This is a genomic window from Nostoc sp. S13 (genome assembly GCF_029379315.1).
GTDB lineage: Bacteria > Cyanobacteriota > Cyanobacteriia > Cyanobacteriales > Nostocaceae > Nostoc.
This window is the reverse complement of sequence record NZ_JAQYWQ010000078.1, coordinates 15300-35289: the sequence shown is the minus strand read 5'-3', so window position 1 is coordinate 35289 and position 19990 is coordinate 15300. Positions and strand designations below refer to the sequence as shown.

20 protein-coding genes and 1 pseudogene are annotated in these 19990 nt (G+C 42.9%); 10 read left to right on the top strand and 11 right to left on the bottom strand.

The window, feature by feature from the left end; genetic code table 11:
• Positions 1–444: 444 nt before the first annotated feature.
• Positions 445–681 (bottom strand): hypothetical protein, encoded by a 237-nt coding sequence (locus PUQ00_RS21790; protein ID WP_300420653.1) that lies wholly within the window; start codon positions 679–681, stop codon positions 445–447.
• Positions 682–807: 126 nt separating this feature from the next.
• Positions 808–957: pseudogene (locus tag PUQ00_RS21785) on the bottom strand (high light inducible protein); the annotation flags it as partial.
• A 660-nt stretch (positions 958–1617) separates the two neighbouring features.
• On the opposite strand from PUQ00_RS21785, the gene PUQ00_RS21780 reads away from it, so the two are divergent.
• The gene (locus PUQ00_RS21780) at positions 1618–2580 is read left to right on the top strand and encodes an orange carotenoid protein N-terminal domain-containing protein (RefSeq protein WP_300420650.1); all 963 of its coding nucleotides are present in this window, start codon (positions 1618–1620) and stop codon (positions 2578–2580) included.
• 9 nt (positions 2581–2589) lie between these two features.
• On the opposite strand, the gene PUQ00_RS21775 is transcribed toward PUQ00_RS21780, so the two are convergent.
• From PUQ00_RS21775 to PUQ00_RS21765, 3 genes are all read right to left on the bottom strand, one after another.
• The gene (locus tag PUQ00_RS21775; RefSeq protein WP_300420647.1) at positions 2590–2874 is read right to left on the bottom strand and encodes a hypothetical protein; all 285 of its coding nucleotides are present in this window, start codon (positions 2872–2874) and stop codon (positions 2590–2592) included.
• A 705-nt stretch (positions 2875–3579) separates the two neighbouring features.
• The gene (locus PUQ00_RS21770; RefSeq protein WP_300420646.1) at positions 3580–4035 is read right to left on the bottom strand and encodes a nuclear transport factor 2 family protein; all 456 of its coding nucleotides are present in this window, start codon (positions 4033–4035) and stop codon (positions 3580–3582) included.
• 597 nt (positions 4036–4632) lie between these two features.
• Positions 4633–6645 carry a serine/threonine phosphatase gene (locus PUQ00_RS21765; protein ID WP_300420644.1) on the bottom strand — a complete coding sequence of 671 codons (2013 nt, stop codon included), beginning with the start codon at positions 6643–6645 and terminating at the stop codon, positions 4633–4635.
• 268 nt (positions 6646–6913) lie between these two features.
• Between PUQ00_RS21765 and PUQ00_RS21760 the strand changes: the two genes are divergently transcribed.
• Positions 6914–7039 carry a hypothetical protein gene (locus PUQ00_RS21760; protein WP_300420642.1) on the top strand — a complete coding sequence of 42 codons (126 nt, stop codon included), beginning with the start codon at positions 6914–6916 and terminating at the stop codon, positions 7037–7039.
• Here PUQ00_RS21760 and PUQ00_RS21755 read toward each other — a convergent pair.
• Positions 7005–7796, bottom strand: coding sequence for a basic amino acid ABC transporter substrate-binding protein (locus tag PUQ00_RS21755; RefSeq protein ID WP_300420639.1), 792 nt, complete (start codon positions 7794–7796; stop codon positions 7005–7007). The genes PUQ00_RS21760 and PUQ00_RS21755 overlap by 35 nt on opposite strands.
• 252 nt (positions 7797–8048) lie before the next feature.
• Between PUQ00_RS21755 and PUQ00_RS21750 the strand changes: the two genes are divergently transcribed.
• On the top strand, positions 8049–9251 hold the full coding sequence (locus tag PUQ00_RS21750; protein ID WP_300420636.1) for a PLP-dependent aminotransferase family protein: 1203 nt from the start codon (positions 8049–8051) through the stop codon (positions 9249–9251).
• Between the two features lie 114 nt (positions 9252–9365).
• Here the strand turns inward: PUQ00_RS21750 and PUQ00_RS21745 are convergent, their stop codons facing one another.
• The 3 genes from PUQ00_RS21745 to PUQ00_RS21735 form a co-directional block, all read right to left on the bottom strand.
• Positions 9366–9986, bottom strand: a complete 621-nt coding sequence (locus PUQ00_RS21745; RefSeq protein WP_300420634.1) for a J domain-containing protein — start codon at positions 9984–9986, stop codon at positions 9366–9368.
• Positions 9987–10217: 231 nt separating this feature from the next.
• Positions 10218–10829 (bottom strand): ATP-dependent Clp protease proteolytic subunit, encoded by a 612-nt coding sequence (locus PUQ00_RS21740; protein WP_300420632.1) that lies wholly within the window; start codon positions 10827–10829, stop codon positions 10218–10220.
• A 167-nt stretch (positions 10830–10996) separates the two neighbouring features.
• Positions 10997–11659, bottom strand: a complete 663-nt coding sequence (locus tag PUQ00_RS21735) for an ATP-dependent Clp protease proteolytic subunit (protein WP_292726728.1) — start codon at positions 11657–11659, stop codon at positions 10997–10999.
• 238 nt (positions 11660–11897) lie between these two features.
• Between PUQ00_RS21735 and PUQ00_RS21730 the strand changes: the two genes are divergently transcribed.
• The 7 genes from PUQ00_RS21730 (at position 11898) to PUQ00_RS21700 (ending at position 17831) form a co-directional block, all read left to right on the top strand.
• Positions 11898–13154 (top strand): VWA domain-containing protein, encoded by a 1257-nt coding sequence (locus PUQ00_RS21730; RefSeq protein ID WP_300420629.1) that lies wholly within the window; start codon positions 11898–11900, stop codon positions 13152–13154.
• Positions 13151–14431: a VWA domain-containing protein gene (locus PUQ00_RS21725; RefSeq protein ID WP_300420627.1), complete on the top strand. Its 1281-nt coding sequence runs from the start codon at positions 13151–13153 to the stop codon at positions 14429–14431. Before PUQ00_RS21730 ends, PUQ00_RS21725 begins: the two co-directional genes overlap by 4 nt.
• 141 nt (positions 14432–14572) lie before the next feature.
• Positions 14573–14773 (top strand): hypothetical protein, encoded by a 201-nt coding sequence (locus PUQ00_RS21720; RefSeq protein WP_300420624.1) that lies wholly within the window; start codon positions 14573–14575, stop codon positions 14771–14773.
• Between the two features lie 561 nt (positions 14774–15334).
• Entirely contained in the window at positions 15335–15919 is a 585-nt protein-coding gene (locus tag PUQ00_RS21715; protein WP_300420622.1) for a VCBS repeat-containing protein, read from the top strand.
• Between the two features lie 60 nt (positions 15920–15979).
• Positions 15980–16189 carry a hypothetical protein gene (locus PUQ00_RS21710; protein ID WP_300420619.1) on the top strand — a complete coding sequence of 70 codons (210 nt, stop codon included), beginning with the start codon at positions 15980–15982 and terminating at the stop codon, positions 16187–16189.
• 389 nt (positions 16190–16578) lie between these two features.
• A complete protein-coding gene (locus PUQ00_RS21705) occupies positions 16579–17256 on the top strand; it encodes a TrkA family potassium uptake protein (RefSeq protein WP_300420617.1) in 678 nt (225 codons plus the stop codon).
• A 5-nt stretch (positions 17257–17261) separates the two neighbouring features.
• The gene (locus PUQ00_RS21700; RefSeq protein ID WP_300420614.1) at positions 17262–17831 is read left to right on the top strand and encodes a DUF3124 domain-containing protein; all 570 of its coding nucleotides are present in this window, start codon (positions 17262–17264) and stop codon (positions 17829–17831) included.
• 141 nt (positions 17832–17972) lie between these two features.
• Here the strand turns inward: PUQ00_RS21700 and PUQ00_RS21695 are convergent, their stop codons facing one another.
• Positions 17973–19526, bottom strand: coding sequence for a sodium:proton antiporter (locus tag PUQ00_RS21695; RefSeq protein WP_300420611.1), 1554 nt, complete (start codon positions 19524–19526; stop codon positions 17973–17975).
• Positions 19527–19542: 16 nt separating this feature from the next.
• The gene (locus PUQ00_RS21690; RefSeq protein ID WP_300420609.1) at positions 19543–19857 is read right to left on the bottom strand and encodes a hypothetical protein; all 315 of its coding nucleotides are present in this window, start codon (positions 19855–19857) and stop codon (positions 19543–19545) included.
• Between the last annotated feature and the right edge of the window lie 133 nt (positions 19858–19990).

Here is a 19990-nt window from a genome sequence, read left to right as displayed (position 1 = left end):
ACCCTTGTAGAGACGCGAAATTTCGCGTCTCTACATTCTTTTTCGGAGATGTCTAGTTACTTTCGCGTATAATTAATTGCACACTGGTTTTTGTTAGTTAATTCTAAAACCTGGCTTGATATAAGCATAGTAACAGTTCGATTTGCTGTATGAGAATCCAGACCAGATTTTAAAAGTTGATGTACTAATAACCTTCTGTTTTGAATTACATAGGTTTTACTTTGAAATGCCAGATGTTTAGAAACAATTTGTGCTATTTCTAAGCCCACGTATCCACAATAGCGTGACAAATTAGGAAGCTTTATAAATCCAATCAACATCAACCTTTTTCCAAAGCTAAACAGAGTTTTTTTAGATTTATTGAAAAGTTAAAATAAGTCCTGGTATCCAAATCCAAGACCTCCATTGAAGTTACTACACACTAGAAGTGAAGAAACTTGCTCATCACAATTGGCTGAAGTAAATCGCCCAAATAATTCCAGTTACTCCAATAGCAATTAAAAGGTTAGTAAAAAACCTGCCGAATTCAATTTCTTGTCCCAGTCCCTTGTCGTCTTGACCGACTGTGAAAAACAATGACCAGGCTTGATTTGCATTGATAATTTCAAAGTTGTTGAAATCAGGTCTAAAAACAACAGGCCTAATTAAATCTTTTTTGGGGTAATCAAAATCAGTTTTCATAGTTTCTCTCTAAATTGTTTTATTTGTCAAGTAAGGAAAAGTCGTAAATCTGAAGTGTCCTATCTAAAGGCTGGTTAGCCATCTAATCAAACCATGTCCGGTGAGAACTTCCAAAGCGATGAGTCAGACAAAACCAATCATTGCCAAACGGCCATTAACTTTTTCGGCATATTCGGTGAAGCCTGTCCGTGAGGTTTGATCAATATAAACCTTGGGTTCGATCGCAAATCTGTTGAGTTGACCGCGTTCGTTAATCGTAAAGCCTCTATTTGTCATTTTTTACTCCCGATTTTTGTTATCTGTAAATCAATATAAACTATTGTAAATATTTTTTGCAAGTACTTGACATCAAGATAAAGCTAGTACAATCCGTACTAAGCAACTAGGGTATTTTGGATTTGTGCGAGAAGGTAGGCATTGCAATATAGCGATCCTTAGCTGAATTCTGGCTTGTGATTTCCCAATAAGCGGGCGTATTGCATCCAACTGAGAGCCGCTATAGGTTCAATTAAGGATTGTTTCTGAAAGTTTGATCCGTCTAGAGATGTGCCTTACACACAAAGGTATCAATTGTATGTAATCTAACTTCAGTAAAACTTATCATTATCATAAGCAAAAATTATTAGTGTATAGCTGAGAAAGGATTGCTTATTTGTAACAAAGTTGTTATGTTTCTTTACATAAAGATACTAAGCGAAATAAATGCGTTAAACCACTGTTGATTAAGGCTTTCTAAATAACTATGCAGTTAAGCCTGCAATGTGCTTTGCCGAGTATCCAAACTCAACGGCAACAGAATCGCTATGCCCTTTGGTAAAGCAATCACAAAAACTGCTGAGTGCCTTTGTTAACAGCTAAACGCATTTTCCCTCCCTCTTTGCACATTTGATTTTTCACATTCGATAGAACTGTAATTTTCTTTTGGGAATTTCTGCTATGTCTTTTACCATCAAGTCGGCTCAAAGCATCTTTCCCGGCACCTTAGTTGCTGACGTTGTGCCAACTGTTGTCGAATCATTCTCTCAGCTCAATGCTGAAGATCAACTAGCATTACTTTGGTTTGCCTATACCGAAATGGGTAGAAGTATTACGGTTGCTGCTCCTGGGGCAGCTAACATGATCCTGGCGCAAGGCTTACTCGAACAAATTAAGCAGATGCCTTTTGAAGCTCAAACGCAAGTCATGTACGATTTGGCTAACCGTTCTGACACTCCCCTCTGCCGTTCCTATGCATCCTTCACCGTGAACATCAAGTTGGGCTTTTGGTATCAGTTAGGAGAATGGATGGCCCAGGGAATCGTTGCTCCCATCCCAGAAGGTTACAAGCTTTCTCCGAAAGCTGCCGACGTGTTGCAAGCCATCCGCAATGCTGATTCCGGTCAACAAATTACCATCCTACGCAATACCGTAATTAGCATGGGATTTGACCCGAACGCTCCCGGTAGTTACAAAAAAGTCTCAGAGCCGGTGTCTCCTCCGACTGCACAAGCATTTCGGACTAAAGTCACTATCGAAGGCATCAACAATCCTACGGTGCTGGGCTATATCAACAACATGAATGCCAATGACTTTGATGCATCTGTTAGTTTGTTTACCTCTGAAGGTGCCTTGCAACCTCCGTTTGAAAGACCGATTATTGGTCAAGAGGCAATCCGCGCTTATATGCGTGAAGAATGCCAAGGTTTGAGAATGATCCCAGAGCGGGGTGTATCTGAGCCAGTGGAAGATGGGTATACACAAGTTAAAGTCACAGGTAAAGTTCAAAGCCCTTGGTTCGGTGCCAGCGTCGGTATGAATATTGCATGGCGGTTTTTGCTCGATCCTCAAGGCAAAATCTTCTTTGTAGCGATTGACTTACTTGCTTCTCCTAAAGAACTGCTCAACCTAGCACGTAAATAGAAGGCTAGATTAGTCGCCGCTTAAGCGTGGATGAGTGAAGGAGCGTAGAGATCGCCACTCTACCACGCCTCTTTGATATCTTCGTCCTGCGATCGCCAAAAAGTAGTTGAAAAGCGTCAAATGAGCAGGTAACAATTCAAAATTCAGGCATTGTTCGCCTTGATCTCGTAGAGAAGAGAGTTTCAGACTCTTATTTAAACCCCGATGGTTCCTGAGCAGTTCGGCAAGCTCACTTGTCGTACCCTTCGGGATCTTGCTACGCGTAGCGTCCCGCAGGAAAGGACTGAAACTCATTCTGAATTCTGAACGGTAGTTGCTCTACTTGGGGTGTCCCCAAGTAGAGCAACTACCTCCTCCTGACTCTCCGAAGTTTTGATCGCCGGAAGCCGGCGCTCGAACTTCTGTTTGTCAAAATCTTACTTTAGATAGGCTTGTATAACCAATACAAGTCTCACTCTCGGCTACTTAGTATTCCTACTCTAGAGTGAGGGTTTGTCACTCAACATTTAGCTATTCTTGTGAATGAAAACAAACAATACTGTATGGGTGTTATGCCGCTGTGACCCATTATCAGACATCGAAGGAGAGCGATCACAGATGTTTGAACAGTGTTAATGAAAGTGCTTGACGGTGTGGAGTTTTTGTCGCTTCCTCCACTTTATTATCACTAAGGGAAGGTTAAACCCTTCATCAGAGCGGTCTAAAGTGATAAACGTTTGGTATTTTTTACTTTACAAGTCAATTAACGCGATGTGCAACTTATCCTTATAACCCCGCTTCCATTCCTCTCCCCCAGAGGGAGAGAGGCTTTGATTCTTGCTCCCCAACGCTAGTAGGGGAGCCAGTGCCTTGGGCGGCTCCGCCGACTTGTAGCACCTGGCGTAAGGGGTTGGGGGTTAGGTTTGAGAGAAAGTTGCACACGGCGTTAATTATTACACTCTAATCAATCTCCTTAATTTATTTTGAACTAAGGAGATTGGAGTCTTACGGCTTATGCAACTATCTGTTAGCTGGCGTTTGTGTGTCAAAATATTCACGCCAACGGCTAATTTGATTATCTCTGAAATCTACGACAATTACATCATCAGCTTTATTACGATGGCCTGTCGCTTTTTCCGTATCTTCGTAGTACCATTCTACTGCTGCCTGATTTGCTCCAGCGATAATCCGCTTGATGTCTATTTTGACATCTGAATACTGTTGTTTAAAATGGGTAACTTCTTCTCGAATTCTTTCTTGCCCCCGCCAGCATTGACCAGGCACGATTAGTTCGCCATCAACCGTAAACAACTGTGTAAGAGCATCGACATCTTGAGTAACCCATGCATCTTTAGCTTTTTCTATTAATATCTGGATATCTTTTTGGTTCATAGATTGACTGGCAAATAAAGGTGTGCTAAAAGTTAAGCTAACAAGTATAGTTCCTAACAATAGCCATTGAGACAACCAAAACATCTAGATTTTCTACCTTCTAAAGTATCATACAAGTATTTATTTTTTACTCTTCAACAGGCTTTTATTAGGGACTGACAAATAAAAAAATACTCAATTACTTTTTTCTTGTGGGGTGGGCCGAAAAGCCATTGGTGTCAACTTAATGTGAAAGCCAGTCTAGAACCAGCTTTTAGAGATGTCTCGTTAAGAGTCTCTGACTGGGAATACTTAATGGGAGGGCTGCCGCCTCTTGACTTGTGGCAAAGCCGCAATTGAAGAGCATTTCCAGCCAGAGGCTCTTAACGAGGTTTGAAAAGGGTTTTTACGTTAAGTTGACACCAATGATATCTCGCCCGCCCGTAGCCAAAGGCGGGCAAGACTTCGGCGTGAGCGCTCAGTCGAACGCTACCCACGCCACAAGTACTAGTAATTTATTTGTTTGAAGTTCCTTAAATGAGTAATTTATAGAACTTAAAATTATTTAAGTAACTGAATTCTCAATCAAGTCTAAGGCGCGTTGGCGCCACTTTGTTGTAAGGGTAGGCGTAGCCCAGCGCAGGCATCGCATGAATTGAGAGGTATAAATACACATCAGTCGAGAACCCGCAACTTGGATTATTAACTTTCCAGATTTGGGCGTACTTTTGCCCGAATAACTATAGCAGTAATGTTGTCGTGACCATTGTGTAGGTTCGCCAAATCAATTAAGTCTGTAACACCCCGTTCTAAGTTAACGCCAGAACTAAGTAAGGGTTCTAAGTGAGTCTGCCAATGGGTTTCTAGTAAATCATTATCTGATAGACCGTCCGATGCCAACAGCAGAAGAGTATCTTCATTGATCTCGAAAAAGCCGACATCAGGATTAATCGAGTTTTCGTCACGAGGCCCCAAAGCTTGAGTGAGTTGGTAGGCATCCGGGCGGGCATAAGCTATGCTTGCTTCCACTCCGCGCGAAATTTCCCGTTGCCCAACTTCGTGATCTACTGTGACTTGTTCTAGTCCCCGCTTGCGCGTCAAGCGATAGAGACGGCTATCTCCCACATGGGCAACTGCCACTTGAGTATCTTGAATTAAGAGCATTACCAAAGTTGTACCCATGCGCCCCACTCCAGAACGGGCATCATGTTGATTGAGCTTGTAAATCGCCTCATTAGCTAAATACACTGCCTCACGAATACTATCTTCTGTTGGTAGTTGGTTGGCAATCCAGTGTTCTTGAAAGTATTGCCGTAGGGTGTTGACTGCTAATTCACTGGCTATCTCACCACCAGCGTGTCCACCCATACCATCACAGAGAATATACAAACCATGCCCTTGCAGAACTTGGCTTTTAGGCAACTCCAGTTTATTGATTTTGGTTTCAATGCCAAAGTAGTCTTCATTATGATGACGTTGACGCCCCACATCTGTGCGTCCTACATCTTCCAAGCTACTTAACTGCATCGTTAGCACAACAGTTGGCATATCATCAATTTTGCTAATGATATCTTCTGGCTCATCTGATTGCGGGATAGTGGGCACAGCAGTATTTTTCTCCTTTATTGGGGGCAAAGTTGCCGTTCCTAGTGCTTCCAGTTCAATAGAGATTTCCTCCAAACGCGATCGCAACTGTGCGATCGTGTGAATCTTACCTGCATCTAAATCCCCCAACATCTGGACTACAGAGCCAAATTGAGTACGTTGCGACTGCTTAAATAGCGCTTGCCAAACCCGCCCCAAAGCTTGGATAGTTAACGGTTGCTCTAGAATAGCAGATGTTTGGGCTTGGGCGTCTTCTGACGGCTCAGTGGTGGGCTGAGAATTCGATGATTCCACATACAACCTTTGCAGCGTCAGTGTTTGGTCTTCATCCAATCGCAAATTGGACAAATCTAAAAGGCTTTGACGACAATTTACTGGTTCCAATACTGCCCAAAGTTGGGTCATTTGATAACACCAGTGTAAAATTTTTAACGAACTTGTTGTTTCTTCTTGCCAGAGGTCGAGTAAAAGCTGCCAATGAGAGCGATCTTCGATTATTACTATCTGCATATCCCCCTGCTGCCAAGCATCATGAATCGGGGGTATCCCTTGCTGGTCTTGGGATTGTAAAGCAATATAAAGTTTAGCAAGGCGAGGAATTCCACTTGCTTCCACTGATGGCGTTACTAAATCTGATTGCTGACTTGCTAGTATTGCCGCAATAGGTGATATTTCATACGGCTGGCAGTCTAGAACTCTCACACCTACATCAATAATGGTAGCAGTTTCCGTTTGGGCAGGTATCGGATCTAACAATTGATAGCGCTCTTGGGAGTCTAAATAGGAGCCTAATGCAATCTGAGAACTAGGGGATAGAGGATATGAGGAAGATATTGCTCCCTCTATTCCCACATTTCCCTCATCTTTCTCTATTCTCACGTCTTTGTTATCCCCCTCTACTCCCAAAGCTTCCCCAGTCGTTTCCTTAGCAATAATTGCCCAAAACACTGTTCCACATTCCGTGCCACAGTTATGACAACGTAGTGCATTCACTGGTACATCATCGGTACTGCATTCAGGACAGACTTTGTGAGTCAGAGATGTGCCACAGTTTTGACAGAATTTGTTGCTATTGGGGTTTTGAAATTTACACTGAGGGCAAATCAGCATAGTGGAAGTTCCTTAATTCCCGTTCCAAGGTGCTTCTAGGCACTAAGATTCAAGATGCCACAATTGGCTGCCCTTGACTACAGTAGACCTACAAGAGATTGTAGTTTATCAATGAATTTTGGTGGCAGTATTAATTGTGACGCATATTAGAGAAATATTTAATATATTGGCAGCCAATTCCTTATAAATGGCGAATGGGGCATTGGGCATGGGGCATGGGGCATGGGGAAGATGAGGGAGTCAGGGAGTCAGGGAAGAAAGAATAACAATGCCCAATACTTCGGCTTCTCTACGAGACGCTACGCGAACGCTCAGTACAAGTGCCCAATGCCCAATGCCCAATGCCCAATGCCCAATTGTCAAGAGTCTGGTAATTGCGGAGGTTCAGCGTTAAACCATTTTTGATAAATTTGCTTGTAAGTGCCATTGGATAACAAAGTCCCTATACCTTTGTTAATTGCATCTAAATGCGGGGAGTTTTTAGGTGTAGCAATCCCGTAGTATTCTTGGGTGAGCAGATCGGCAACAACTTTGATGCCTTTGAGTTTGCCATTTTTAATCGCGTACAAAGTAGCGAAAGCATCGCTAATCACAGCATCAACGTTGCCATTGAGCAAGTCTTGGAAAAATTCTGGTCCAGAATTAAAAGTACTAATTTTGGCGTTGGGGATGGTTTTGGCAAAATCTGCCCCAGTTGAACCAATTTGTACAGCAATTTTTTTCCCCTGGAGACTTTTGAAGTCTTTAATATTTTGGTTGTCTTCGCGTACAGCGATCGCTAGTCCGGCTTTAAAATAAGGTCGTGAAAAAGCAATTGTTTTCAGGCGTTCGGTGGTAATTGTAATCCCACTGATTGCGGCATCGACTCTTTTCGCTTGCAAAGTCGAGATCATGCCATCGAAGGGTAGACTTTGAAACTGGACTGTAAAACCTGCTACTTTAGCGATGGCATTCATCAAATCAATATCAAAACCTTCCAAGTTCCCGCTAGCTCTTTGGATTTCAAAAGGTACAAAGGTAGGGTCTGTCGCCACCTTGAGAGGTTTAGCATCTGAGTTAGTAGTAGGATAGAAACTTTTACAGGCAATCATTAGTAGCAGACAGCCTAAGCCTAGAATTAGCTGCTGCCACTTGAAGTTAATTAATTTCACTCTAGTAATTCCGTTCTATCGGTCAATATTCACGATACTTGTCATGATGTTATAAGAAAGAATACATTCGTTAGTCGATCAGAATCCACGATGAATTCTAATCGACTAACGAAAGTTTAAGACCCCCACTCTCTTGAAACGTGACGCTCGTTCTTCGCTATCGCTAACAGATTAGAGGCTTCCTCTGCTCTAACTTTTAGCTAATTGCCTTCTTGTGTGTTCTGTATTCTCAGTCCCAATTTTGAACTACTTATGGCTCCCACCACTTCTGCTTACCAAATTAATGATTTATTCGCCAAAAGAGCTAGAAATCTGACACCACCAACCTATGGTACAGAGTTAACCAAAATTATCACTGTTAGCTTTGCCTACGGTCTAGCTGACCCAATTCTCTTTCCCCATGCTGACTTGGCTGCTGCAAGTGCGGCTGTGCTGGCAGAAGAGGCTCCGATCGCCCTCAATTACGGGCCAACTTCATCTCAACTATATGAGCAAATTATCCTCCGCTTGCAGGCTAAAGGAATTGCAGCCGATCGCGATCGTCTGATCATTGGCTACGGTTCTAGTCAGATTCTCGGCTTGCTACCAGATGTGTTTGTTGAACCAGGTGATGTGGTAATTGTGGAAGGGCCAACCTTCATGGGAGTAGTTAGTAGATTTGTCCACGCTGGCGCACGCCTGATTACTATTCCTGTGGATGAGTTGGGGATGGATGTAGATGCGCTAGAAGTAACATTGAACGATTTGAACAAACAGGGCATTCGACCCCGGTTTATTTACACTATCCCCACCTTTCATAATCCCACAGGCGTGACTATGCCGTTATTTCGCCGCCAAAAACTGGTAGCGTTAGCGGCAGAGTATGGCGTGCTGGTAATAGAAGACGATGCTTACAGCGATTTACGCTTCCAAGGGGAAGCTGTGCCCTCCTTGGCAACCCTCGACAAGGACGGGTGGGTGTTATATGTGAGTACCTTCTCGAAAATTATTGCGCCTGGTGTAAGGCTGGGCTGGGCTTGTGGCGATCCAGCAATTATTGAGCGGCTAGCAATGTTCAAAAGTGAAGGGCCTGTGGGGCCATTTGTCAGCCATGTGGTCGCTCGGTACTGTGCTACAGGCAAACTAGATCATCACATTCAGGAGCTAATCGCCTGCTATAAGCATAAGTGTAATTTGTTGTTAGAAGCGATCGCTCAGGAGTTTCCCAGTGATATAGTTGCTTTGCGACCAGGCGGGGGCTTCTTCGTTTGGTGTAAATTGCCGCCAGACATCAGCGCCAAAGCACTCTTAACTGCTGCCAATGAACATGGCATCAGCTTTCTGCAAGGGACTCGCTGCTACGCCAATAAACAGGGAGATGATGCTATTAGGTTAGCTTTTAGCTTTCAACCAACACAGAAGATTGTTGAGGGAATCGCTACATTAGGAGCAGTGTTGCATGGATGGCAACGATGACCAGGTAATTCGTAATTCGTAATTCGTACCTCGTTCCCAGTTGGAGACTGGGAATGCCCTTTGAAAGGTAGGAGCTGTAGAAACCCTGGCGATAACGTTGTAGCCAGGGGTAATTTATAAAATTTGTTCTAAACGTTGGAAATCGCGCTGCACTTCATACCAGAGACTTTTATTATGCGGGTCTGTTTTCAAAGCTTTTTTAAGATAAATTCTGGCTTTGAGCAGTTGGTTTTCGGTAATTAGTGCCCGTCCCCAAATTTGATAAGCGATCGCTAGCCATTGGCGGACTTCTGCATCTGTTGACAAACGATCTGCTAAAGCTTCCGCCAGTGCGATCGCTTGAGGAAATCGTCTTTCTTGCAAAAATCGCTGCAATTGCTCATAAGTCTTCCACTTCAGCCGTTCTTCTATTTCTAACAGATTAGGCGGCTTTAGTTTCCCTGATTGCTGGCTTGTCACCCTTGTTACTGGTGTTTTATGCCACTGCGTTGCCTTGGCATCATCAGGCCCAGTTGACACCTGATTAGAATGTACAACTGTTTCCTCTGGCAGTACTACCGTCAGCAGGAGTTTATAAGCCTCTGTCAAGGCAATAAACTTATCTTTGGCTTTGTTGTCATCTGGGTTGATATCGGGATGATATTGCTGCGCCAGTCGTCGATAAGACGCTTTGATGTCGGCAAAAGAGGCCCCCGACCTCAAACCCAATAAACGGTAGCAATCTCCAAGATCCATCTTGAGCTATGAGCTATCGAATATCCAGTTTGGGGCTATTAGCTATCTGCTTTAAGCCTGAACTATCAATAATAAGGGCTAATTTGCTATTTTAAAGTTCAATATTGACAGTTTGTTTGGGGAAGGGAGTGGGGAGTGGGGATTTGGAAGTTAGCAGTTAAGAGTTAGGAGTTATTTCTCTCTCATCCCCCTTATCTCCCTCATCTCCTCCTACTCCCTACTCCCTACTCCCTACTCCCCTACTAATACAGAGGTTCGTTCTTCAATCACACGGTCTATTAAACCGTATTCTTTCGCCTCTTCGGCTGACATGAAAAAGTCCCGATCCATATCTTTTTCAATTTTTGCTATGGTCTGACCTGTTTTATCGGCATAAATACCATTAAGCTGGTGACGAATCCGCAGAATCTCTCTAGCTTCAATTTCGATGTCGGTTGCTTGCCCACGGGTGCCACCCGAAGGCTGGTGAATCATAATCCGTGAGTGAGGCAATGCTAGGCGTTTGCCTTTTGTGCCGGCTGTTAATAGGAAAGACCCCATTGAAGCAGCTAAACCTACACAGATAGTCACTACATCTGATTTGATATGTTGCATGGTGTCAAAAATAGCCATGCCAGATGTAACCATCCCACCTGGGGAATTGATGTATAAATAAATATCTTTACCTGGATCATCTGAGTCCAGATACAGCATTACAGCAATGATTTGATTGGCAATTTCATCATCAATATCTCGCCCCAAGAATATAATTCGTTCCCGGTAAAGGCGATCGTAGATGCTAATCCAATCTGTATATTGTCCTCCGGGCATCCGGTAAGGAACTTTAGGAACGCCTATAGGCATTTTCGTTACTCCGTTATTAATTAGTCATTAGTCATTAGTCATTGGTCACTTGTACTGAGCCTTGTCGTTGGCGTAGCCTCTCGTAGAGAAGTATTGGTCATTGGTCATTAATAATTTTTGCTTATTAACAAAGGACGAATGACAAAGGACAAAGGACAAAGGACAAATTAAAGGACACTAGCAGGAAGTGGGGGATTTGCGAGTTCTTCTTTCTCAAAAACTCGGTCAATTAGTCCGTATTCTTTCGCTTCGTAGGGTGTCAAATATAACAGCCGATCCATATCTTTAATAATTTTTTCTGGAGGCTGTCCGGTGGTGCGATGCAAAATATCAACTAACGCCCCTTTATTTACCAAAACTTCCCTAGCGCGAATTTGAATATCCGTTGCTTGACCTTGGGCGTAGCTCTTGGGCTGATGCAGGATAATCGAGGAGTGAGGCAAACTAGCGCGGCAACCTTTTGTACCAGCACTGAGGAGCATCGCTGCCATACCCATCGCGGAACCGACGCAGATGGTGTGGATAGGAGGTTTGATATATTTCATGGTGTCAAAGATGGCGAAGGCTTCGGTTTCAAAGCCAATCGGTTCGCCACTGTAACCGGAAGTGCCGGTGGAGTTTATGTAGATTTTAATCGGCTTTTCGGGGTCGTCGGACTGCAAAAACAACAACTCGGCCACGATCAATTCGGTGACAGCAGGCACCAGTGGCATCCCAATATAGACAATTCGCTCCTTCAATAAGAGGGAAGGTAAATCTGGCGGTGGTGTCCGGTAGAAGTTATCGCCGTAATAAGGGGCTTGAACAGCCTTGATTGGGGAAATGTCCATAGCAACTGATCGCCTGAAACTATGCCGTTAACTGTAATACATCCTAGCGCGATGCTAGCTTTCCTCAAGGTGCGGATTTCTCCCTAATGCCTAAGGTGGCTTAACATCTGCCAATGCTTGGCTTCTAAGATATTCTGATTATATTAGTGTATTTGTGTTGGATAAGTTTTCCGTAGAGCTAAAGTACTGCTTTGAAGTTATTTATTAATATGTATATCCTGAATAGGGACTTTGAGTTATGAAGGTTAGTTTGCAGCCTGCCTTGAATGATGGTAATTTGGACGCGAATCAACTGAATAGTCAACGCCAGTTGGGAATTTCGATTTCAGCGATCGCAGAGTCTCTAGACCGCAATGTGCCACTAAATTTATGTTTAATTCTCGATCATAGTGGTTCGATGAATGGGCGATCGCTAGAAACGGTCAAAAAAGCAGCGATTCGTCTGGTAGATAGACTCAAAAGTGGCGATCGCCTCAGTGTTGTAGTTTTCGATCACCGTGCCAAAGTCTTAGTACCCAGTCAAAGTATCGCAGATCCAGAGAAAATCAAACAGCAAATTAATCGTCTAGCTGCCGATGGTGGAACTGCAATTGATGAAGGATTGCGCTTGGGGATTGAGGAGTTGGCAAAGGGAAAAAAAGATACTGTTTCCCAAGCCTTCCTATTAACCGATGGCGAAAATGAACACGGTGATAACAATCGCTGTTTGAAATTCGCCCAATTGGCGGCTAGCTATAATTTGACTTTGAACACTTTGGGATTTGGTGACAATTGGAACCAAGATGTTTTAGAAAAAATTGCTGATGCTGGTTTAGGTACTTTATCTTACATTCAAAAACCCGAAGATGCAGTCGATGAGTTTAATCGCCTGTTCAGCCGCATTCAAACGGTAGGATTGACTAATGCTTATCTGTTATTCTCCCTGATGCCCAATGTCCGGCTAGCGGAACTCAAACCCATTGCCCAAGTTTCCCCAGACACAATTGAGTTACCACTGCAACAAGAAGCTGATGGACGTTTCGCTGTGCGGTTGGGAGATTTAATGAAAGATGCGGAACGGGTGATTTTAGCTAATATTTATTTGGGACAATTGCCAACAGGTGAACAAGCGATCGCTAATGTACAAGTCCGCTACGATGACCCAGCCGCCAACCAGGTAGGTTTATTTACACCAAATATCCCAGTTTATGCCCATGTAGTCAAAAATTACCAAGCAGACCCGAATCCCCAGGTGCAACACTCTATTTTGGCATTAGCGAAGTATCGCCAAACCCAGTTAGCCGAAACGAAATTGCAACAGGGCGATCGCAGTGGTGCAGCGACAATGCTACAAACGGCTGCTAAAACTGCCCTGCAAATGGGAGATCAAGGGGCGGCGACGGTGTTACAAACTTCTGCCACCCAGTTGCAAGCTGGACAAGACTTATCTGAAAGCGATCGCAAGAAAACTAGAATGGTCTCCAAAACAGTTTTGCAAGATACCCCTCCGCAATGAAAGTTAAATTGCTATCGGCGTTAAATGACAATAATGTTGATGTGGCTCAAACTAGTAGCCAACGTCAACTAGCAATGACGATTTTTGCAATCGCTGGTGAATTTGACAAAAATCTCCCCCTTAACCTCTGCTTGATTTTGGATAAGAGTGGTTCCATGCATGGACAACCAATTAAAACGGTGATCCAGGCAGTGGAAAGATTAATCGATCGGTTGAAAGTAGGCGATCGCATCTCAGTTGTGGCTTTTTCTGGTTCTGCGGAAGTGATTATCCCTAACCAAGTGATCCAAGACCCCGAAAGCATCAAATCTCAAATTAAAAGCAAACTCAGCGCTAGCGGCGGTACTATAATCGCTGAGGGTTTGGAACTGGGAATTACAGAACTGATGAAGGGCACAAGAGGCGCTGTTTCCCAGGCGTTTCTGCTTACAGATGGGCATGGTGATAGCGCTTTGCGGATTTGGAAGTGGGATATTGGGCGAGATGACAACAAGCGCTGTCTTCAACTCGCACAAAAAGCTGCCAAGCTCAACCTAACTATTAACACTTTCGGATTTGGCAACAGCTGGAATCAGGATTTGCTGGAAAAAATTGCCGATGTCGGTGGTGGGACTTTAGCCTATATTGAACATCCTGAACAAGCTGTGGAGCAATTTAGCCGACTATTTGGACGGATTGAGTCTATTGGGCTAACTAATGCCTACTTGCTGTTATCTCTAGTGCCCAATGTCCGATTAGCAGAATTTAAACCCATTGCCCAAGTTGCTCCAGACACAATCGAGTTACCAGTGGAACCCGAAGCTGATGGTAGCTTTGCTGTGCGTTTGGGAGATTTGATGCAGGATGTAGAACGGGTAGTTTTGGCTAACATTTATTTGGGACAGTTGCCAGAAGGTAAACAAGCGATCGGGCATGTGCAAATCCGTTATGATGACCCATTGGTTAATGAGCAAGGTTTACTTTCGCCCCTTGTGCCTGTATATGCAGATGTGGTGCGGGCGTATCAACCAGTGTTAATTCCCCAGGTACAACAATCTATTTTAGCATTAGCCAAGTATCGCCAAACCCAGTTAGCTGAGGTGAAATTGCAACAAGGCGATCGCACTGGTGCAGCAACGATGTTACAAACGGCTGCTAAAACCGCTTTACAAATCGGAGATAAAGGTGCGGCGACAGTGTTGCAAACTTCTGCCACCCGCCTGCAAGCTGGGGAAGAACTTTCGGAAGCAGACCTTAAGAAAACTAGGATTGTATCAAAGACCGTTTTACAGGAATAGTAATCCAGCGTTGCTGATTAACGGGATGAAAGTTTCGCGCCAAAGCCCAAAGCGAGAAAAAATATTTTATTCCTCAATTGAGCAACAAAGTAGTCGCATATTCCTAACTTACTGATTAACAACCACCGAAGAGTTTGACTTATGCTGATCCAGAAGATTGTCCAAGAATTGCAAGACATCCCTGAAGACAAACTAGCAGAACTTTATGACCTAATTCACTACTTTCGGTTAGGTTTAAGTCAGGAACACACACAACCCCGCACCCCTGGTTTATTGAAAGGACAACTCGGCGATGCTTTCTTTGAACCACTGCCAGAAGATGAACTCCAGCAATGGGAATGAGCTACCTCATCGACACCCATATTCTACTGTGGTGGCTCTTTGACGACCCAAAACTCCACACTGACTTTTGACTTCGAGCGAAGCGACTGACTGCCGAGATGTCTATTCGCAACCCAGATCATCGCATTAATTATTGTCAATAGTTAAGTTATTTAATTCTTCAATAAAAGAATTATAAAACGTTCTATTATCGATTTTATCAAGTTTTTTAACAAATGGTGAAAGTTTAAGTCCCCTGCCTCTACAGGCAGCAAGGGTTAAATCCAAGTTATAAAACGTAATTGCGAATTGGTTTAATAGCTAATTATCTATACCACCTCCTAAAAGATTGGTAAAATCCTTACTTTTTTGACTTTGTGGTAGCTTGGGGTAAGCAATTTAACATCAAAATTAACTCGTTAGCATTCAGAACGTAGATATTATCACCTTTCCGTGAACACTGTTTTAGTTCGTACTAGTATCTGCACTCTTTAGCTGAACTTGACGCATATTTTGTAACGTAAATCGTAATATTCCTCAAGGGTTCTGTACTTGTTTCTTAACTAACTTGGGTGTTTTTATATGCTATTAAGAATTATTTTAAATTATTGCACAAAAAGTGCAACTCTTGCAGCTTTATTTGTTGGTATGACATTTGTAATCCTACCAAATCAAAAAGCTTCTGCCGATTCATTTAATATTGGAACCATCACCAATAATGTAGGTGGTTATAGAAATAACACCCAATATTTAGCAGGAGATGTTAATAAGGATGGTTTTACTGATTTAATCGAAGTTTGGCAAGATGGAGGAGTATACAAGTCTACAACTTGGATTAATAATGGACAAGGTTTATTTAATATTGGAACCATCACCAATAATGTAGGTGGTTATAGAAATAACACCCAATATTTAGCAGGAGATGTTAATAAGGATGGTTTTACTGATTTAATCGAAGTTTGGCAAGATGGAGGAGTATACAAGTCTACAACTTGGATTAATAATGGACAAGGTTTATTTAATATTGGAACCATCACCAATAATGTAGGTGGTTATAGAAATAACACCCAATATTTAGCAGGAGATGTTAATAAGGATGGTTTTACTGATTTAATCGAAGTTTGGCAAGATGGAGGAGTATACAAGTCTACAACTTGGATTAAGTAGCTAGTCGATACCTGCATCACGTCGCGATACTGCCGCAGAGAGTTCAATAGCGAAGTACTTATGGGTAATGAAGTTGAACTACTTGAACACTGGCGAGAACTCACACCCCAAAAGCAACAAAAAGTTTTGGAGTTTGTTGAACTACTTAAATCTGAATCAGAAACAACACCCCCCGAATCTGATTTTGTGCCACAAACACCCTTAGCCAAAAAATTATGGTCAATCCGACAACGAGCGATCGCTGCTGGATTACAACTTCGTAAACGTTGACGAAATTGAACTTGAACTTGCTGCACGTCGAGGCAAACAAGCGAATTTAGTAAGTCATAAACTAATTCAGTGCCGGTAGTATAAGAAGCGCGATCGCCAGCTTTCGACTCAAAGATACACTAAAATGAATGTGTGAATTACTTAAAATAAACAAGCAAACACTAAAATAAAATTTCTGACTCGCTCAAAGCGCCGTATTTATCAAGCTTATAGCTAGGTGCGATCGGGAAACTTCCTTCCTCGATCGCGGCTAAATGCCCTTGGTGACGGCAGAAGTTACCTGACTATTTCTCATAAATATCAAACAAGCCTGTTAAGCTACACCTTCACCAGCTTGCTAACTTGTTAATTAAAGTAAAATAAGAAGTCTTTAAGTATTAGGAGCAGCCATGTACGTGCTAATTGGTGGAGCAGGCTTAGTGGGGCTTACTTTGGCTCAAAAATTGGTAGAACTAGGGCATACGGTTGCCGTCATTGATATTGACCCTACTGCTTGCCGATATGCCCGTGAACAAGTCGGCGCGATGGCTTTTGAAGGGAGTGCTGTGAGTACAGAAGTATTATTAGAAGCTGGAATTCGTAAAGCCAACGCTCTAGCAGCTGTCCTCAGAAGTGATGCCCTCAACTTAGCAATGGTAACTCTCGCTAAACACTACGGTGTTAGCCATACTGTGAGTCGAATGCGCCACCCCGATTTTGCCGAGCCACTGCGTATAGCAGGAGCCAACCATATTATTAGTACCGTTGAACTGGCAGTTTCCACAATGGTGAATGCTATTGAGTATCCACTGGTAGAATCAATGATGCATTTTGAGCAGGGACAGATTGAGGTTTTAAAACTTTCTATTCCCAATAGTTGTTATGTAGCTAATCGTAGCGTTGCCGAAATTGCTCAAGATTCTCAGTTTCCTAGTGGTTCTCTGATTATCGGCTATCAACCTCACCCTCACGAGGATTTAATGATTCCTAATGGCAGTACAGTAATAAAACCGGGTTCGACTCTACTGATTGTGACCAAACCAGGGTCTTTACATCAAGTTATTGATTTTCTTGAAGGTTGTAAATAGTTTTGATGAAGCTGTATCCACATATTTATTTAGTAATTGCAGTTATTCTGCTTGCATCTTGTAAACCAATTCAAAATTCACCAAAGTCACAACCAGTTAATAGCCAAGCAACCCCATCTAACAAGATAGTGACTTTAGATAGTAACTTCAAGATAGCAATGGGTCAAACCATTTATGTACCTGTCTATTCTCATATTTATCATTATAATCGACAGGAGATTTTTAATTTAGCGGCTACGCTCAGTATTCGGAATACAGATTTAGTTAATCCGATCATTATTAGTTCTGTGCGCTATTATGACTCAGCTGGGAAGTTAGTTAAGCAGTATTTAGAGCATCCTATTCAACTAGATGCGCTAGCTTCCACAGATTATTTTATTAATACGAATGATACCAGTGGTGGCTTAGGCGCAAACTTTATTGTCGAGTGGGTATCTCAAACAGAAATAGCTGAACCGATAGTAGAGGCAATCATGATTGGTACTGACTTTCAGCAAGGAATTTCTTTTACCAGTCGTGGTAAGGTGATTAAAAGTCAAAACAATAAACCTTCATTGCCGAAACAAGGGTCTTGAACAGCTATAGGATTAATATTTTATTTTTGAAAAAGCTCGGTACAACTCGAAAAGCCTAATTCATTATTCCCTATTCCCTACTCCCTACTCCCCACTCCCCGCCTACGTAGATAATTTCAAAAATCAAATACGATTCCTATATTAATCATCATCAAGTTTGAGCAACTGTTCATCAATGATTTGTATCCGCCCTCGCACAATATCTTCCGAGAGAATTCGTTTACGTATTGCTTCGTTGAGCGCTCCTTTTTCGGCTAACAGTAAACGACGGCGAATAGCATCAAGTTTAATGCCCCCACCACTTTTAGCTTCAAACTCATCAGGACGGCGATTATAAAATTCTCGTAGCGCCTTTTCTGCCCCTGCTATTCGCACCTGATAAGTTGAGCGCATTTCTTCATAGATAGCTTTTGGTAATACCCCTGACTTCAACAAGCTATCTAATTCATCCTGTGCTGCTTTACCTGTCATCAGTTGAGCTTGCAATTCTTCAACTTGGTGCTGAGTCTCTGAAAATTGAGATAATTTTAAGCGTTTTACCAACCAAGGTAAGCTTAAACCTTGTCCGACTAATGACACCAGCACACTACCGAAGACTAAAGTAATCAGGAATTCTCGCCCTGGTAATGTGGTGGGTAAACTCAAAACCAGAGCCATCGAGAGTGAACCCTTGATGTTACCTAAAAAAAGTAAATGTTGCCAGCGCAGCGGAATTGGGCGGTCAAACCAACGAACCACTGCCAGCAGCGGATAGACCGTAAGAATTCGCCCTGCTTGATAAGCTAAAACTGCAAGAAGAACAGCAGGTAAAGTCCTCCAGAGCGTCACTGGGTTTATTTCTGCACCAATCAGCAGAAAAATAAAGGTGTTGACAGTAAAACTGGCATATTCCCAGAAACTCAACAAGGTGATGCGACTAGAAGCAGAAGTATTGCCAGACAGCCCAAAATTCCCAAAAATTAATCCAGCTACAACTACAGCTACAGCGCCTGATACATCTAGAAATTCCCCAACCTGAAAAGTTGCTAATGCAACTGCGACCGTCAGTAAGAGACTGCTAAGGGGATCATCTAAACGGGCGAATACAGGTATGCTCAAGTAACCCAAGACTAACCCCACGAGGCAGCCTCCTAGAGCTATCAATAGCAGTTGTTGAATTCCATCTAGTAACGTCAGCGAACCTGTCGAATATACTTGCAAAATCAGGTTAAATGCAACTAGGGCAGCGCCATCGTTGAATAGGGTTTCTCCTTCAACGATGGTAGAAAGCCGCGAGGGCACTGGTATTTCCTTAAATAGGGCAATTATGGAAACTGTATCAGTATTTGCCAGCATTACTCCTACAAATAAAGCAGGTATCCAAGTCAGCCCCAGCAAAAATTTCAACAAAACGGCAATAATAGCACTGGAAAGCACAGCTCCAGGGCCAGCCAAGAGAGCAATTGGTTTAAACGTGCTGCGTAGGCGGCTGACATCTGTATTGATGCCAGCTTCAAAGAGTAGAATTGGCAGGAAAAGATTCAAAACCAGGGATGGGTCTAAACCAATGCGACGAGACAATAACTCAGTGATTGGCAGACCAGCCAACACTAAACCCGTGACATAAGGGACGCGTAACCGACGGGATAGCAGGGCTACACCAGTGGCAACGAGCAGGAGAATAATTGAAATCTTGATTAATTCGGTAACATTCACTTAATGTATTGAAAATTTATTTTAGTTTCATTGATAAATGTTGCCCAAAAGGTAATACAAATGTCAAATTTATGTAATAGACATCTCCATAAATTAAATATGCGTTATCTAGAACCCTTGTAGAGACGCGAAATTTCGCGTCTCTACATTCTTTTTCGGAGATGTCTAATGCATCGATAAATATTGCTCTACGTAAGTCAGCGTCTTTAAAGCTGGTGTCATTGAAAGCGACGGGAAACTCCAACCCAAGAGTGGGTGGAGAGGGATAGTCGCCCCGTCGCTTGGGGCATTGGGCATTGGCCAAACAGGTAACTTCTTCCCCATGCCCCATGCCCCATGCCCCATGCCCCATGCCCCATGCCCCATTCCCCATGCCCCATTCCCCATGCCCCATTCCCCATGCCCAAAAACTCCAACCCAAGAGTGGGTGGAGTTTTTTATCAAGGTTTGCATTTTCAAGATTA

What these genes read in the sequence shown, in the direction of transcription:
- PUQ00_RS21790 (WP_300420653.1), bottom strand. Translation starts at nt 681, where the DNA reads ATGAAAACTGATTTTGATTACCCCAAAAAAGATTTAATTAGGCCTGTT.
- PUQ00_RS21780 (WP_300420650.1), top strand. Translation starts at nt 1,618, where the DNA reads ATGTCTTTTACCATCAAGTCGGCTCAAAGCATCTTTCCCGGCACCTTA.
- PUQ00_RS21775 (WP_300420647.1), bottom strand. Translation starts at nt 2,874, where the DNA reads ATGAGTTTCAGTCCTTTCCTGCGGGACGCTACGCGTAGCAAGATCCCG.
- PUQ00_RS21770 (WP_300420646.1), bottom strand. Translation starts at nt 4,035, where the DNA reads ATGTTTTGGTTGTCTCAATGGCTATTGTTAGGAACTATACTTGTTAGC.
- PUQ00_RS21765 (WP_300420644.1), bottom strand. Translation starts at nt 6,645, where the DNA reads ATGCTGATTTGCCCTCAGTGTAAATTTCAAAACCCCAATAGCAACAAA.
- PUQ00_RS21760 (WP_300420642.1), top strand. Translation starts at nt 6,914, where the DNA reads ATGCCCAATACTTCGGCTTCTCTACGAGACGCTACGCGAACGCTCAGT.
- PUQ00_RS21750 (WP_300420636.1), top strand. Translation starts at nt 8,049, where the DNA reads ATGGCTCCCACCACTTCTGCTTACCAAATTAATGATTTATTCGCCAAA.
- PUQ00_RS21745 (WP_300420634.1), bottom strand. Translation starts at nt 9,986, where the DNA reads ATGGATCTTGGAGATTGCTACCGTTTATTGGGTTTGAGGTCGGGGGCC.
- PUQ00_RS21740 (WP_300420632.1), bottom strand. Translation starts at nt 10,829, where the DNA reads ATGCCTATAGGCGTTCCTAAAGTTCCTTACCGGATGCCCGGAGGACAA.
- PUQ00_RS21735 (WP_292726728.1), bottom strand. Translation starts at nt 11,659, where the DNA reads ATGGACATTTCCCCAATCAAGGCTGTTCAAGCCCCTTATTACGGCGAT.
- PUQ00_RS21730 (WP_300420629.1), top strand. Translation starts at nt 11,898, where the DNA reads ATGAAGGTTAGTTTGCAGCCTGCCTTGAATGATGGTAATTTGGACGCG.
- PUQ00_RS21725 (WP_300420627.1), top strand. Translation starts at nt 13,151, where the DNA reads ATGAAAGTTAAATTGCTATCGGCGTTAAATGACAATAATGTTGATGTG.
- PUQ00_RS21720 (WP_300420624.1), top strand. Translation starts at nt 14,573, where the DNA reads ATGCTGATCCAGAAGATTGTCCAAGAATTGCAAGACATCCCTGAAGAC.
- PUQ00_RS21715 (WP_300420622.1), top strand. Translation starts at nt 15,335, where the DNA reads ATGCTATTAAGAATTATTTTAAATTATTGCACAAAAAGTGCAACTCTT.
- PUQ00_RS21710 (WP_300420619.1), top strand. Translation starts at nt 15,980, where the DNA reads ATGGGTAATGAAGTTGAACTACTTGAACACTGGCGAGAACTCACACCC.
- PUQ00_RS21705 (WP_300420617.1), top strand. Translation starts at nt 16,579, where the DNA reads ATGTACGTGCTAATTGGTGGAGCAGGCTTAGTGGGGCTTACTTTGGCT.
- PUQ00_RS21700 (WP_300420614.1), top strand. Translation starts at nt 17,262, where the DNA reads ATGAAGCTGTATCCACATATTTATTTAGTAATTGCAGTTATTCTGCTT.
- PUQ00_RS21690 (WP_300420609.1), bottom strand. Translation starts at nt 19,857, where the DNA reads ATGGGGCATGGGGAAGAAGTTACCTGTTTGGCCAATGCCCAATGCCCC.